Annotated in this window: 16 protein-coding genes; 15 read left to right on the top strand and 1 reads right to left on the bottom strand. The window is 29.0% G+C overall.

Annotated elements, in window-relative coordinates:
- Positions 1-9: 9 nt before the first annotated feature.
- The 14 genes from murF to Q0V24_RS04845 all read left to right on the top strand — a co-directional run bounded on the left by murF (position 10) and on the right by Q0V24_RS04845 (position 11,840).
- Complete coding sequence (murF, locus tag Q0V24_RS04910; protein WP_297519151.1) at positions 10-1,365, top strand: UDP-N-acetylmuramoyl-tripeptide--D-alanyl-D-alanine ligase; 1,356 nt, start codon at positions 10-12, stop codon at positions 1,363-1,365.
- Between the two features lie 52 nt (positions 1,366-1,417).
- On the top strand, positions 1,418-2,401 hold the full coding sequence (mraY, locus tag Q0V24_RS04905; protein WP_297519149.1) for a phospho-N-acetylmuramoyl-pentapeptide-transferase: 984 nt from the start codon (positions 1,418-1,420) through the stop codon (positions 2,399-2,401).
- Positions 2,402-2,440: 39 nt separating this feature from the next.
- Positions 2,441-3,577, top strand: a complete 1,137-nt coding sequence (gene ftsW, locus Q0V24_RS04900) for a putative lipid II flippase FtsW (RefSeq protein ID WP_297519147.1) — start codon at positions 2,441-2,443, stop codon at positions 3,575-3,577.
- Between the two features lie 212 nt (positions 3,578-3,789).
- Positions 3,790-4,713: an FtsQ-type POTRA domain-containing protein gene (locus Q0V24_RS04895; protein ID WP_297519144.1), complete on the top strand. Its 924-nt coding sequence runs from the start codon at positions 3,790-3,792 to the stop codon at positions 4,711-4,713.
- Between the two features lie 36 nt (positions 4,714-4,749).
- A complete protein-coding gene (locus tag Q0V24_RS04890) occupies positions 4,750-5,472 on the top strand; it encodes a DUF881 domain-containing protein (protein ID WP_297519142.1) in 723 nt (240 codons plus the stop codon).
- 9 nt (positions 5,473-5,481) lie between these two features.
- Entirely contained in the window at positions 5,482-5,823 is a 342-nt protein-coding gene (locus tag Q0V24_RS04885; protein ID WP_297519140.1) for a small basic family protein, read from the top strand.
- A complete protein-coding gene (locus Q0V24_RS04880) occupies positions 5,824-6,531 on the top strand; it encodes a DUF881 domain-containing protein (protein WP_297519138.1) in 708 nt (235 codons plus the stop codon). It begins immediately after the preceding gene.
- 85 nt (positions 6,532-6,616) lie between these two features.
- Positions 6,617-7,282 carry a YggS family pyridoxal phosphate-dependent enzyme gene (locus Q0V24_RS04875; RefSeq protein WP_297519136.1) on the top strand — a complete coding sequence of 222 codons (666 nt, stop codon included), beginning with the start codon at positions 6,617-6,619 and terminating at the stop codon, positions 7,280-7,282.
- 23 nt (positions 7,283-7,305) lie between these two features.
- The gene (gene sepF, locus Q0V24_RS04870; protein WP_297519134.1) at positions 7,306-7,770 is read left to right on the top strand and encodes a cell division protein SepF; all 465 of its coding nucleotides are present in this window, start codon (positions 7,306-7,308) and stop codon (positions 7,768-7,770) included.
- Between the two features lie 2 nt (positions 7,771-7,772).
- Positions 7,773-8,540 carry a YlmH/Sll1252 family protein gene (locus Q0V24_RS04865; RefSeq protein ID WP_297519131.1) on the top strand — a complete coding sequence of 256 codons (768 nt, stop codon included), beginning with the start codon at positions 7,773-7,775 and terminating at the stop codon, positions 8,538-8,540.
- A 16-nt stretch (positions 8,541-8,556) separates the two neighbouring features.
- Positions 8,557-9,180, top strand: a complete 624-nt coding sequence (locus tag Q0V24_RS04860) for a DivIVA domain-containing protein (protein ID WP_297519129.1) — start codon at positions 8,557-8,559, stop codon at positions 9,178-9,180.
- A gap of 71 nt (positions 9,181-9,251) precedes the next feature.
- Entirely contained in the window at positions 9,252-10,178 is a 927-nt protein-coding gene (locus Q0V24_RS04855; RefSeq protein ID WP_297519127.1) for an RluA family pseudouridine synthase, read from the top strand.
- Entirely contained in the window at positions 10,168-10,704 is a 537-nt protein-coding gene (pyrR, locus tag Q0V24_RS04850; RefSeq protein ID WP_297519125.1) for a bifunctional pyr operon transcriptional regulator/uracil phosphoribosyltransferase PyrR, read from the top strand. Before Q0V24_RS04855 ends, pyrR begins: the two co-directional genes overlap by 11 nt.
- Before the next feature lie 14 nt (positions 10,705-10,718).
- Positions 10,719-11,840: a class I SAM-dependent RNA methyltransferase gene (locus tag Q0V24_RS04845; RefSeq protein ID WP_297519123.1), complete on the top strand. Its 1,122-nt coding sequence runs from the start codon at positions 10,719-10,721 to the stop codon at positions 11,838-11,840.
- 22 nt (positions 11,841-11,862) lie between these two features.
- On the opposite strand, the gene Q0V24_RS04840 is transcribed toward Q0V24_RS04845, so the two are convergent.
- Positions 11,863-13,599, bottom strand: coding sequence for an NFACT RNA binding domain-containing protein (locus Q0V24_RS04840; RefSeq protein ID WP_297519121.1), 1,737 nt, complete (start codon positions 13,597-13,599; stop codon positions 11,863-11,865).
- A 231-nt stretch (positions 13,600-13,830) separates the two neighbouring features.
- On the opposite strand from Q0V24_RS04840, the gene Q0V24_RS04835 reads away from it, so the two are divergent.
- A complete protein-coding gene (locus Q0V24_RS04835) occupies positions 13,831-14,841 on the top strand; it encodes a hypothetical protein (RefSeq protein WP_297519119.1) in 1,011 nt (336 codons plus the stop codon).
- Positions 14,842-14,886: the final 45 nt, after the last annotated feature.

Raw genomic sequence — 14,886 nt, 5'->3', positions numbered from 1 at the left:
GAGTTCTATATGTTAGAGTTAAACTTTGAAGAGATTTTAAAAGCTGTTAATGGAGAAGAAATAAAAAAACCAAAAGCTTATCTTGGAAAAATGGTATCAACAGATACTAGAAAGATAGAAGAGGGTAGTATATTTGTTGCATTAAAAGGTGAGAATTTTGATGCTAATAACTATGCTAAAGCTGCTATTGATAAAGGTGCATCACTAGTAATAGTTGAAAGTGTTCTTTTTGATATAGATAGTATAGATGGAAATGTAGGTGTAATTAAAGTTGAAAATGGAGAAAAAGCACTTGCACATCTTGCTAGTTTTTATAGAAACAAGCTTGGAATAAAGGTAGTAGGAGTTACTGGGTCAACTGGTAAGACATCAACAAAGGATATAATGTCATCTGTGTTAAGTACTAAATATAAAGTATTTAAAACAAAAGGGAACTTTAATAATCATATTGGACTTCCATTAATGATTTTAGAACTTGATAGCACATATGATATAGCAATACTTGAAATGGGTATGAGTGATTTAAAGGAAATAAGCTTCCTTGCACAAATTGCTAAACCAGAGATTGCGGTTATCACAAATGTTGGGTTATCGCATATAGAAAATTTAAAAACAAGAGATAATATATTAAAAGCAAAGATGGAGATAGTTGATTTCTTTATAAAAGAAAATACTCTTATAATTAATGCTGATGATGATATGTTAAAAACAGTTGAAAAAAATGAGTATAAATTAATAAGAACTGGACTTAATAAAGAGCTAGATCCAAAGGCTGAAAATATTGAATTAAACAAATTAAGTTCAACATTTGATATAGTAGACGGGAAGTTAAGAAAAAGTTTTAATCTATCTATGCCAGGAAAGCACAATGTAGGAAACTTTATGCTTGCTTACTGTGTTGCAAGGGAACTTTTTGTATCTATTGAGGAAATGCAAGATGGAATAGAAAATATAGAAGTAACATCAATGCGACTTGATTTAAAAGATGCAGATGGATTTAAAGTTTTAGATGATTGTTATAATTCAAGCCCTGATTCAGTTAAATCAGCAATAGATCTTTTAGTTTCATTAAATGGAGCAAAAAAAATTGCAGCACTTGGGACCATGAGAGAACTTGGAACTGAGTCAGAACGTGCTCATAGAGAAATAGGAGCTTATGCAAAAGAAAAAGGACTTGAGAAAATATTTGTTTTTGGTGAATTTGCACAGTTTATAAAAGAAGGTTTTGAAGAAGGTTGTAATTTATATGAAGATAAACAAATTTTAATAGAAGAATTAAAGAATTATATCCAAAAAGATGATATAGTATTAATTAAGGCTTCAAGAGGGTTAAAGTTTGAAGAGATAACAAAAGCATTAATTTAAAGAACATATTAGGAGGTGACGTTACCTAATACGCTTAGGTAGCAGTAAAAGCATGGGAATGATTAGTAATTTAATAGATGGAAAAATACTTACGGCATTAATATTAGGATTTATAATTTCGGTTATAATAGGACCAATATTTATTCCAACTTTACACAAATTTAAATTTGGACAGAATATCAGAGAAGATGGACCACAAAGTCACTTAAAAAAAGCAGGGACACCAACAATGGGTGGAATAATCTTTATAATTGCAACAAGCATAGTAACTATAGGAGTTGGATTAGCTACTGATAGTAAAAATATGACAGAAATATTTGCAGTTGTAGCAGCATTTATAGGATTTGGTATAGTTGGATTCTTAGATGATATGCTTAAGATAATACACAGAAATAATTTAGGGCTTAGAGCTTGGCAAAAAATGATTCTTTTATTAATTGTCTCAGGTGCATTAGCTTATTATGCAAGCAAAACTGTAGGAACAACTATAGATATTCCATTTACAAGTTTTGATTTAAATCTTGGATGGGTTTATATACCATTCGTTATAGTTTACTTCTTAGGGGCAAGTAATGCAGTTAACCTTACAGATGGCTTAGATGGTCTTGCAACTTCAATAACAGTTTTAGTAGGGACATTCCTTGCTATAGTAAGTTATAATACAGGACATATGAGTCTTGCAATATTCTGCGTTGCACTTGCAGGGGCACTTCTTGGGTTCCTTAAATTCAACGCTTTCCCAGCTAGAGTATTCATGGGGGATACAGGGTCTTTAGCACTTGGAGGAGCAGTTGCAACAGTAGCATTGTTATTAAAAATGCCTATTTTACTTGCTATAATAGGTGGAATATATGTGCTTGAAACAGTATCAGTTATTTTACAAGTAGGTTCATACAAACTTAGAAAGAAAAGAATATTTAAGATGGCGCCAATACACCACCATTTTGAACATAATGGTTGGAGTGAAACAAAAATAGTTTCAGTATTCTCTATCATAACAGTAATTCTTTGCTTTATAGGGTTCTTATCAATATAACTTAAAGGGTGAAAAGGGTATATTTAGGGAGGAGAATTGATGAAGGTTTTTAAGGGGTTATTCAAAAAAGATAAATACGATAATTTCGATTTTATCTTATTTGCAACAATAATAGTTTTATTATCCTTTGGGATAATAATGGTATATAGTGCAAGTTTTTATAAGGCGATAATAAGCGAAGATAATAGTATGTATTTCTTTATTAGGCAAGCTGGCTTTGGATTTATAGGGTTTTGTGGAATGGTATTAATTTCACGTATAGACTATAAAAAATATAGAAAATTTGCAAGACTTGGTTTGATAGTATCTTTTATTGCAATAGGTATAACAATATTAAAGATTCCTGGAATTACACATTCAGCATATGGTGCTACAAGATGGTTAAAGTTTGGACCAATTACAGTTCAGCCATCAGAGTTTGTTAAATATGCAGTAGTTTTATTTGCAGCAGTTGAACTTTCAAGAATGGGAATAAAAATTAAAAGTTTTAGAAAAGGAGTACTTCCTGTTTTATTAGGAATAGTATTCTTTGCAGGTATGATAGTTGCTCAAAAAAGTCTTAGTATTGCAATTGTAACAGGAGTATCAGGTATTATATTAATTTTTGCAGCTGGTGCAAAAATTAAACATATGCTTTTGATATTCTCATCAGCAATACCTGTATTAATAGGGGCTATTGCCCTTGAGCCATTTAGAATAGCAAGAGTATTTAACTTTGTAGATCCATGGAAAGATGCAGCAGGAAAAGGATATCAAGTTATTCAATCATTTTATGCATTAGGCTCGGGAGGAGTAGTTGGGCTTGGTCTTGGGGAGTCAAGACAGAAAACTATGTATATGCCAGAACCACATAATGATTTTATATTCTCTATAATAGGAGAAGAACTTGGGCTTATAGGATGTGTTTTTGTTATAGTACTATTTCTTATATTTATCTATAGAGGGATAATAATCTCTGTTACAGCAAAGGATGTTTATGGAACGCTTTTAGCACTTGGAATAACATCTATAATTGCTATACAAGCTATAATAAATATAGCTGTTGTAACTGGTTCAATGCCAGTTACGGGGGTACCACTTCCATTTATAAGTTATGGAGGAACAGCACTTGTAATTAATTTATTTGCAATGGGGATTTTACTTAATATATCTCGTCAATGTGAAAAAAGAGCATAAATTTAAAAACCACACTTAATAAATGTAAAGTTTATTGCGTGTGGTTTTTATTTTTTTTATTAAATTATAGTTAATGTAGAATAATTTTTAAAAAATGAATGAAAAATATACGTTAAGATTATTAAATATAACAAAATTTCACAAAAAAGTAATGAAAAGTGCAATTTAAAATGATATTATTTACTTATACTTATTATGTTAAGGGGAAAAGCATGAAGAAAATGAAGAATAGAAAAGTAAGTGGTAAAGTTAATGCTTATTTTAAAAAACAAGATAGAGCTAGAAAAAGAAAAAAAATAGCATTTATAACATTATTATTTTTAGTTAGTGGAGTGATTACTATTTTTAAAGCACCTATGTTTGAGGTGAAATTAGTAAAAATAAGCGGCAATAAAATGATTAAAAAAGAGGGAGTATTAAATAATAAATTTGTTCTTGGAAAAAATATATTTTTATTGGACACAAATGAAGTTAAAAGAAAAATTTTAGAAAATCCGTACATACAAACAGCAGATGTTAAACGAACAATTCCAAATGGGATAGATGTAAAAGTAACTGAGAGAAAGATGTTCTATAAAATGAAGTTAGATGAAAAAGTTTATATACTAAATAATGAACTTTATATTATGGATATTGTAGATAGTGATGAAAATTTATCTTTAGTTGAAGTTAAAGGTATTAAGATTGATTCAATAACAATTGGAGAAAGAATTACTTTAAGTGATGAGATTTCAAGAGTGGCATATGAACTTGCACAGAATTTAATAGATAAAAATAAGGATAGCATATTTAGTAAGATAGATTTATCTGATAAAAATGATGTTAGTATATATAAAAATGATGTTGAAATTATTTTAGGTGAGATTAGCGAACTTGATGAAAAATATAAGATTGCTATGGAAATATTAAATTCAAATAAAGTTAATTTAGTTGATGGGTATATAGATATAAGCGTGCCTAGTCAACCAGTTATAAAAAATAATGCTAAAGACAAAAAAGAAGATGCGCCAACTTTAGATAATGGACAAGTTACAGAAGTAGAGGAAATGCCAACACAGATAGAGGGAGAGGGATTAGAAGTGCTAGAAACAACAGAAGTTGAAAATAGGTCAAATGTCGAGTTACAAGGGGAATAAAAGTTAGTAAAGAGAGTTTTGGCAAGAGGGGGAATTATGAAAAAAATATCTTCAGAAATATCTATTGGAATAGTTTGTGCAGCACTTGGGTTTATGATAGTTTATCAATTGAAAAGTATAGATAACAAAAATTCAAGTGGTTTAAATAGCAGTGATAAAGAAGAAATATTATTAGAAATTGATAATTTGAATAGTGAAAAAGAAGAATTAGCTACAAAGAATAAGGTTTTATCAGATAAGCTTGATGAAATAGAAAAAAAAGCTGTTGTAGAGGGAGATGTTGATAAATCAATAAAGGAAAGTTTAGATAAAACAAGAATGATTTTAGGACAAGAAGATGTTCAAGGTGAAGGGATTACAGTAACATTAACATTAAAGTCACCTCTTGTGATAGGACAAAATCCTAATTTGATAAAAGAACATGAACTTACACATTTAGTAAATCTTATAAATTTTTCAGGTGCACAGGCAATTTCTATAAATGGGTATAGAATAACTCAACAAACAGGTATAAAAGATGCTAGTAATTTTATTTGGATTGGAGATGAGGGAAGAATTTCTGCTCTAAAACCAATTGAGGTAAAAGCTATTGGAAATATAAATAGCTTAAAGCAAGGAATAATATTTCCAAGACAACTAGAGTTTGGTGATTTAATAAATTATGATGTGAAAATTGAGGAACTTAAAAATTTGAAAATAGAAAAAAGTAATGTAGCACTTTCATCAGATTATTTAAAAAAGTCTGATGAAAAAGAGTAAGGGGGAGCTATGGTAGTTTTTACAGGATTATTAATAGGAATAATTTTAGGAATGATTTCACCAGGGCATATACCAGATAAATTCTCACCATATGTTTCTATAGCTATACTTGCAGCACTTGATTCGGTATTTGGAGCAGTTAGGGCTATGTTTTCAAAAAACTTCAAGACAGATATATTTATAAGTGGATTTCTTGGAAATGCGGTGCTTGCAGCTATACTTGTATATATTGGAGAAAAACTTGGTATACCACTTCATTTTGCGGCAGTAATAGTTTTTGGAAGAAGAATATTTGAAAACTTTGCGATTATAAGAAGAGTTCTGCTAGATAAAGCAAGGAAGAGGGAATAAATGAATAATAGAGAGATAAATTTTTTTTTATTTATTGCAGCAATTATTTTAGGAATATTATTTTCTATAAATTTAGGTATATCTGGAGAAAGAGAAAAACAAATAAGTATTCAGGAATATCAAGATGCTTATGAAAAGAGAACGAGTTTATTATCTGATATCAATAGATTGAAAAAAGAGTCAGATGAATTATCTAAGAAATTTAAAGAATATAATAATTTTGACACAGAAACTAGTGAGATAGATATGTTAGAAGAAGAACTATTAAATAATGAGAATTTATTAGGCGTTACAAAGATAGAGGGTGAGGGGGTTATTTTAAAGTTAGAGGATGGTGTAGGGACAAAAGTAGATGAACAAGATAGTTTTCTTGTTCAACAAAGAACAATACATGATAATGATATGAGTGAACTTTTAAATGATATTAAGATAGCAGGGGCAGAGGCTATAGCTATTAATGGTAAAAGAATTATTAATAATACTTCAGTTGTTTGTGGTGGTCAATTTTTAAAGGTGAATTATGTACGAGTGCCTGCACCTTTTTATGTAAAAATAATTGGAGATAAGGACATGTTAAATGCAAGTTTACTATCAGAAGAAGGAACTCTTAAAAGACTTATGAATAGAGGAATACAAGCTGAAATAACAGTTTTAGATAAAATTGAAATGCCTCCTTATATAGGAAAACTTAATTATTCAAAAAATTAATTTAACAATATAAATTAATAATGTAAATAAACTTTGAAAAATTTGAATAATAGTATAAAATAGTATAGAGAGGAGTGAATTAGACATGGACATTAAAAGTAATATAGACGAGGTTCAGAGTAAGGTACCAGAAGATGTGAAACTTATAGCAGTTTCTAAAACTAAGCCACTTGAAGATCTTGAAGTTGCATATAATTGTGGAATAAGAGATTTTGGGGAAAATAAAGTTCAAGAAATATCTGTAAAGTACGAAAACTTTCATAAGGATGTTAGATGGCATCTTATTGGAAACTTACAGAAAAACAAGGTCAAGTATATTGTAGGAAAGGTACATCTAATTCATTCGATAGATAGCATTTCTTTAATTAAGGAAATTGAAAAAAGATATAAAAAAGAAAATATTGTTGCAAATGGATTAATTCAACTTAACATAGGTAGAGAAACACAAAAATATGGTGTTTTAGAAGAGGATATTTATGATATAATTGAAATTATAGAAAATTGTAATAATATAAATATTAAAGGAATAATGGTCATACTTCCAAAAGGAAATGATGATGAGAACAGAAAATATTTTAGAAAAACAAAAGAAATATTTGATGAAATTAAACAAAAAAAATATAAAAATACTTGTATGGAAGTTCTATCTATGGGGATGACACATGATTATGAAGTAGCAATAGAGGAAGGCAGCAACATGGTTAGAGTTGGAGAAGGTATTTTTGGTGCGAGGGATTATAGTAAAATTTAAGTGATATTTAGGAGGATTTATTTATGGCAGTTTTTGAAAAAGTTAAAGGTTTTTTAGGTTTTGATCCAGAAGAAGATTTTGAAGAAGATGATTTTGTTGAAGAAGAAGAACATAATTATGAGCCAGTAACAAGAACAACACAACAACCAGTACAAACGAGTACACCAAATAGTAATAATAGTAAACTTGTTAGCATACATGCAGCATCTGATGCTAAGGTAGTTATAACAAGACCTACAAAATATGATGATTCAGTAGATATATGTACAGCTCTTAGAAATAGAAATATAGTTATAATTAATACAAGTGCACTTGAAACAAAAGTAGCGAGAAGATTATTAGATTTCGTAAGTGGAGCAGCTTATGCTCTTGATGGTAATCTTGATGATATAGAAACAAGAGTATATGTTGTATCACCATCAAATGTTCAAGTTACAAATGAGCTTAAAACAGAGCTTAGTTCAAAAGGCATGTTTAACTGGAAGTAGCGTTGAATAAAGAACAGTTTTTCAATATTTTTAATAATAAAACAGATTTTGATATATTAAAACTATATAACATATATGAAAGAGCAAACAGTAGAGGAATATCTTTGTTTACTGAAGATTTTTATCCACCTGCTATCTGGAAACCATTAGAGAAATTAACAGGTAAAAATCTAACTGTGGAGTCAGATGGTATATTTGAGGACTGTGATAGAAGAATCATAGCTTTTAATAAGTCAGACTGGTCTGATTATCCTATTAAACTTTTGGAGATAAAGTGTAATACTAAGTTTTCAAAACTTGAGCATAAGGATTATTTAGGGTCTATTATGGCTCTTGGGATAAAAAGAGAGAAAATAGGAGATGTCATTTTAAAAGGTGATGATGTTTGTTATTTAGCAACTGATGAAAAAATTGCAATTTTTATAATCGCTAATTTACATAAGATAAAAAAGTTAAGTTGTGATTGTAAAGTTGTAGATGATTTTAGTGAGATTCCAAAGGTAGAGTATAAAGAAGAAGTTATTAATGTAGCTTCTAAAAGATTAGATTCTATTGTATCAGAACTTGCTAATATATCTAGAAGTAAAGCATGTGACTTAATTTCTAAAGGTCTAGTATTAGTAGATTATGCACAGGTAACTGATAAAAGTTATGAGGTAGAAGATGACGTTAGAATAACAATTAGAAAAATAGGAAAATTTAAAGTAAAGGAAACTCTTGGTACTACTAAAAGTGGTAGATTAAAAATTACAGTTTTAAAGTATGCTTAGGGGGGATTTGTAGAATATGAAATTAACACCGATGGAAATAAATAATAAAGAATTTAAAAAAGCAATAAGAGGTTATGCACAAGAAGAAGTAGATGAGTTCTTAGACAGGATCGTAGAAGAGTATGAGGCTTTATATAAAGAAAATACAAAGCTTAAAGAGAAACTAGATACTGCAAATGAGAAGATAGAACATCATACACAGATCGAAAATACTATTCAGAATACTTTAATTCTTGCACAAGAAACAGCAGAACAATCAAGAAAAACATCACAAGAAGAAGCTGATAGAATTATTAGAAAAGCTAATGATACAGCTCAAAAAATATTAGATAAAGCACATAATGATGTTTTACAAATAAATGAAGATTATGATGTAATTAAGCAAGAGTTTATTAAGTTTAGAGCTAAGTTTAGAAACTTCATGAATTTCCAAATGGAAACATTTGGAGATTTGGAAAAGGATTTTGTAAAAAACTTTAATGTTACTAAACCAGAAGTTGAAATAGTAGAAGAAAAAGGGATAGAAGTAAGTAATTATATGCCTGAAACTGTTGAGATTAAAGAAATTAATGATGTCAATGATGATATTATGATGGATGATGATATGAAGGAAATTAAAAGTTATTTTGCAGAGAACTAATTTAATAAAATCTCACTTCTTGTTGTCATAGAGGTGAGATTTTTATTTATAATAAAAAAGCATAGGAGAAAATGAATATGGAAGCAAAAGAAATCATAGTAGATGAATCAGGAAATGGTGTAAGAGCTGATAAGTATTTATCAGAGGTTTTAACTGACATTTCAAGAAATTTCATTAAAGGACTATTTGATAAGGGAAACGTACTTATTAATGATAAAGTAGCTAAGGCTAAACAAAAGTTAGTAAGTGGAGAAAAAGTTTTAATTTCTATTCCAGAAGTAGAAGAATTAAAAGTAGAAGCAGAAGATATACCTTTAGAAATAATTTATGAAGATGAAGATTTAATTGTAGTTAATAAGGCTAAAGGAATGGTTGTCCACCCTGCAGTAGGTAACTATACAGGAACTCTAGTTAATGCATTACTACATCATTGCAAAGACTTATCAGGTATAAATGGAGTAGCTAGACCAGGTATTGTACATAGAATTGATAAAGATACATCAGGGGTAATTGTTGTTGCTAAAAATGATAATGCCCATAATGATCTTGCTAGACAATTCAAAGAACATAGCATAAAAAGAGAATATTTTGCTATATTAGAGGGTAGAATGGGAAAAGAAGAAGGTACAGTTGATGCACCTCTTGCTAGACATTCAAAAGAGAGATTAAAATATGCTGTAGTTGAAGGTGGAAAAAGAGCTGTAACACATTATAAAACAATTGAAGTTTATAATTCGTGTTCACTTGTAAAGTGTAATCTTGAAACAGGAAGAACACATCAAATAAGAGTTCATATGGCATTTATAAGCCATCCACTTTTAGGTGATACGGTTTATGGTCTTAAAAGACAGAAATTAGTTAAGACAGGGCAAGCACTACATGCTAAGAGTTTAGGGTTTATTCACCCAAGAACAAAAAAATATGTTGAATTTGACTCAAAATTACCTGTATACTTTAAGGAGTTAATAAGAAAGTTTGGAGGAAGTTATGAAGATTAAGGCAATGCTTTTAGATAAGAGTGCTATAAGAAGAACTCTTGTTAGAATTTCTCATGAAATAATTGAGAAAAATAAAGGAACTGAAAATATTATACTTGTAGGTATAAAAAGAAGAGGTTATCCTTTAGCAGAAAGACTTAGCGAGATTATTGAGAGTATTGAGAATGTAAAAATACCAGTAGCTAGTTTAGACATAACTTTATATAGAGATGATCTTACAAATGCAAATGACACACCAGAAGTTAAAGATTCAGATTTGAATATACAAATTGAAGGTAAAAAAGTAATTTTAGTAGATGATGTATTATATACATGTAGAACTGTTAGAGCTGCAATTGATGCTTTAATAGATAATGGAAGACCAGAGGTTATAGAACTTGCAGTACTTGTAGATAGAGGTCATAAAGAGTTACCTATAAGAGCTGATTTTGTTGGGAAGAATATTCCAACAGCAAGAGAAGAAATAGTTAAGGTTGAGATAGAAGAAATTGATGGAGATGACTCTGTTAAGATATATGAACATTAAGAGGAGATGGAAACATGGATTATAATTTAATAGCAACGACAACATTTGGTATAGAGGCAATAGCAGCTAAAGAATTAAAAGCTTTAGGATACGAAGATTTAAGAATAGAGAATGGTAGAGTTCACTTCGAGGGAGATGAAATGGATATTGCTATCGCAAATATGTGGCTTAGAACAGCAGATAGAGTTTTAATTAATGCAGCTGAGTTTAAAGCAGAAAGTTTTGAAGAGTTATTTAATAGAACTGTGGAAATAGACTGGTCACAGTATGTACCTGTAAATGGTAAAATGCATATCACAGGAAAGTCAATTAAATCAAAACTTTATAGTGTTCCAGACTGTCAATCAATAGTTAAAAAAGCTGTTGTTAAAAGTATGCAAAAGCACCATGATAAAGAATGGTTTGATGAGGATGGCCCAGTTTATAAAATTGAAGTTGGAATATTAAAGGATGTTGTTACTCTGACAATAGATACTTCAGGTGAAGGACTTCATAAAAGAGGATATAGAGAGAATTCAGGTGGAGCTCCACTTAAAGAAACTCTTGCAGCATCACTTGTTTTATTATCAAAGTGGGATTCAGAAAAAATACTTATAGACCCAACATGTGGTTCAGGAACAATACTTATAGAAGCTGCTATGATAGCTAATAATATTGCACCAGGACTTCAAAGAAAGTTTGTAAGTGAAACATGGCCTATTATAGATAAAGATATATGGGATCAAGTTAGAGATGGAGCTAGAAAATCTATAAAGAAAAATCCAATGAAAATTATAGGATACGATATAGATGGTAGAGTTCTAAAAACAGCTAGACGTAATATGATTAAAGCTGGGGTAGATGAGTGTATAGAACTTCAAAGAAGAGATATAGCAGAATTTTCAGTATCTCAAAAACATGGAGTTATAATAAGTAACCCACCTTATGGAGAACGTTTAGGAGAGCATGAAGAGGTTGAGGTAATCAATAATAATCTTGGTAAAATAATAAATCAACTTAGAGGTTGGGATATAAATGTTATCACAGCATACCAAGGATTTGAAAAACTTATTGATTTAAAAGCTGATAAAAATAGAAAACTTTACAATGGTAGACTTCTTTGTTACTACTATCAGTATTTTGATCAACAAAAATAATATATATAAGAAAAGAGTAAGCTTAATCGCTTACTCTTTCTGTTTCTATAACTTTTGGTGGGTCAATATATATAGTTTTATTTGTTGAATATATAACCATACCAGGTTTTGCTCCTGATGGTTTTTTGATATTTTTGATTAATGTATAATCAACTGGTACTTTTGTACCACCACTACCTTTGCTGTAAAAAGCAGCAAGTGTTGCAGCTTCTAAAAGAGTTTCATCATCAACTTCAAATGAAGCAATAACTACATGAGAACCTGGAATTTCTTTTGTATGAAGCCAAGTGTATCGTTTGTCTGAACTTTTTAATGTCAATAAATCATTTTGTATATTATTTTTACCAACATATATATCAAGTCCTGTTGATGATTTAAAGTGTATAGGCTTAGAAGTCTTTTCTTTTTTCTTCTTTCCTTTAGGATTACTTCTAAATCTTATATATCCTGAATGAATAAGTTCATTTTTAATTTCATCTATTTCAGAGTAGTTATCAACATTTGATAAGTTTGTTGATACAGAGTATAGATAATTAAGCTCATTTTGTGCAAGTTCTAATTGACGAAGAGCTTCTATTTCAGCAGTTTTTAATTTAGAATATCTTTTAAATAACTTTTGAACATTATCAGAAGGTGTTTTGTTTATATCAAGAGGGATAGTCATGTATTCCTCTTCATCTGCATTGTAATAATTTAATACAGTTACATCTTTATCACCTTTTTTGAAACTATAAATATAAGAAGTTAAAAGTTCTCCTTTAATTTTAAGTTCATCTTTTTTATCACAATCCTTTAATGTATTTTCCAGAATTCTGATTTTTTTAAGACAACGTTCTACATTTGTATGAACTAGTCTTTGGATATTAACGCTCTTAGATATAAGTCTATCTTGTTTATCTTTTTTAGAATAGAAATCTTCTAAAAGTTCACTTAATGAATTAACTTCTTCTTTTTCATGGTCAGAATATGTTTCAAGGTCTTTACAATAAAAATCTTTGATAATGCCATCTTTTGAAAAAATTATATATTTATTATCCTTTAGTAGATATTCTTTTTCTTTATTAAGGAAATCAAATAAAAGGTTTAAAACAAGTTCACTATCAACAGTTCTTAAATATCTTTCATAAAGTTCTTTTGAATAACCACGTCCAAATCCAGTTAATAGTCCTGAGAAGAATCTATCATTAAAATCAAGAGGATTCTCTTTAAAGAAGTTTATAAGCTGCTCAAAAGTAAAATCGAATATATTTAATTTAGTTGAAGCAGGTGGGTAGATATAATCGACACCAGGATATAAAACTCTATAACTATTTTGACTTGCGTTAAGGTGTTTTATAGATTCCATAACCTTACCATCTCTCTCTCTTACAAGAGATATATTACTATGTCTTCCCATTATTTCTATTATAAGATTATATACACTCTCATAGCCAAGTTCATCGTTAGTTTCTACTTTAAATGTAACGACTCTATCTAAATCAAGTTGATTAATTTCAAGTATTCTACCACCACAAAGGTACTTTCTCATAAGCATACAGAAAGTAGCTGCCTTTAAAGGGTTTGGTTTTGCTATTTTAGTAAAGTGAAGCCTAGGATAAGTTGCACTTGATGAGATAAGAAGTTTTCTATTTTCTTTACCTCTAATAGTTAGTATAATTTCATCCTTTTCAGGTTGATTTATTTTATCTATTTTAGCTCCTATTAAGCTCTCTTTTAGTTCATTTGTTAGATTATACATAAATATACCATCTAAAGCCATAAAATCAGTCCTTTCTTGGGTTTATTAGCTTTATTAGCTTTAAATAAGTATAACATTTAAGCAAATATAATGGAATTAAAATAGCGATTAATGGAAATAAGCAAAATATTTAACTGAATTCTGAAAAATATATTAAGTTATTTATTTGTTTAACGAAATTTTATAGGAAAATGATATAATAAAAATATTAAAAGTATAAGAGAAAATATTTGTTTGTAGAGAGGGATGAAATTGAAAAGAAGTTATAAGATAATGGGGATACTTATTTCTTTGGGGGCTATTAGTTTGTATGGATGTTCAAAGAAAGAAGTTGAAGAGAAAAAAACAATAAATAAAATAGATATTTTAGATAATTTAGTTATAGATATTAAAGATGGCAGTGAAATATATGGATATTTAAATGATGGAAGGTTTGAAAAAACTGATATAAGTGCTAAGGGGAATTTAAGGGCTTATAATGACAAGCTGGATATTATGGCTTTTTTAGAACAGAAAGAAGAGGAGAATTACCTTAACATAATATTTGCAGATGATAGCATGAATATTAAAATTGATGGAAATTTAGATTTTGTATATATAAGTGAAAATGGAGAATATACTTTATATAAAACTTCTGATAGAAATAATATTATTAAATTAAATCTTGTAGATAATAAAACTAAGAAAACAGTTGTTTTACCAGAGGATATTTTAGTGTCAGGGGAACTTATAAAGTTTATTGGTAATGATACAATTATTTTATATGGTGTTGATATAAATAATAATAAGTATGGAGTATTTACGTATGATATTAAAAGTGGAAAGTATACTTTAGTCAAAGAAATGGTAGGGATGTATATGAGTTCTATAGAAGCTATATCTGAGAGTAAAGTCTTTATGATAGAGGTAAGTGAAAGTAGTTCACAGGTATATATATTAGATATATTAACTAAGGATATGCAGCTTATAAGTAGTGAATTTTCTTATGTAGAAGATGCTATTTTATATGAAGATAAAGTTTATATAAATGCTTTGGAAAATGGGGATTTAAATTTATATTCAATTGATTTAGAGAGTACGAAGCTAAAAAGATTAACTTTTGATTTTCCTAAAAGTTTAGGTAGAGAGAGTAGACTTCTCGCTGAGAATGGTCGAGTTTACTTTTCAGATATAAATGGTAAAGTGTATTATTATGATATTAAGGAAGATACGACTAATTTAATAAAAAATCAAGATGGAATGTATATGATAGTGGATAAATAAGTTTTTTACTTATTTATCCACTTTTTTGTTTAAAATAAAATAGCT

The sequence above is a fragment of the uncultured Clostridium sp. genome (assembly GCF_947039605.1).
GTDB lineage: Bacteria > Bacillota > Clostridia > Clostridiales > Clostridiaceae > Sarcina.
This window is presented reverse-complemented; position numbering and strand designations above follow the sequence as displayed.

Bases quoted from the DNA above. Each gene is read 5' to 3' on its own strand.
- Q0V24_RS04860 (WP_297519129.1), top strand. From the start codon at position 8,557: ATGAAATTAACACCGATGGAAATAAATAATAAAGAATTTAAAAAAGCA.
- ftsW (WP_297519147.1), top strand. From the start codon at position 2,441: ATGAAGGTTTTTAAGGGGTTATTCAAAAAAGATAAATACGATAATTTC.
- Q0V24_RS04855 (WP_297519127.1), top strand. From the start codon at position 9,252: ATGAATATGGAAGCAAAAGAAATCATAGTAGATGAATCAGGAAATGGT.
- sepF (WP_297519134.1), top strand. From the start codon at position 7,306: ATGGCAGTTTTTGAAAAAGTTAAAGGTTTTTTAGGTTTTGATCCAGAA.
- Q0V24_RS04890 (WP_297519142.1), top strand. From the start codon at position 4,750: ATGAAAAAAATATCTTCAGAAATATCTATTGGAATAGTTTGTGCAGCA.
- Q0V24_RS04875 (WP_297519136.1), top strand. From the start codon at position 6,617: ATGGACATTAAAAGTAATATAGACGAGGTTCAGAGTAAGGTACCAGAA.
- murF (WP_297519151.1), top strand. From the start codon at position 10: ATGTTAGAGTTAAACTTTGAAGAGATTTTAAAAGCTGTTAATGGAGAA.
- Q0V24_RS04885 (WP_297519140.1), top strand. From the start codon at position 5,482: ATGGTAGTTTTTACAGGATTATTAATAGGAATAATTTTAGGAATGATT.
- Q0V24_RS04845 (WP_297519123.1), top strand. From the start codon at position 10,719: ATGGATTATAATTTAATAGCAACGACAACATTTGGTATAGAGGCAATA.
- Q0V24_RS04895 (WP_297519144.1), top strand. From the start codon at position 3,790: ATGAAGAAAATGAAGAATAGAAAAGTAAGTGGTAAAGTTAATGCTTAT.
- Q0V24_RS04840 (WP_297519121.1), bottom strand. From the start codon at position 13,599: ATGGCTTTAGATGGTATATTTATGTATAATCTAACAAATGAACTAAAA.
- mraY (WP_297519149.1), top strand. From the start codon at position 1,418: ATGGGAATGATTAGTAATTTAATAGATGGAAAAATACTTACGGCATTA.
- Q0V24_RS04880 (WP_297519138.1), top strand. From the start codon at position 5,824: ATGAATAATAGAGAGATAAATTTTTTTTTATTTATTGCAGCAATTATT.
- pyrR (WP_297519125.1), top strand. From the start codon at position 10,168: ATGAAGATTAAGGCAATGCTTTTAGATAAGAGTGCTATAAGAAGAACT.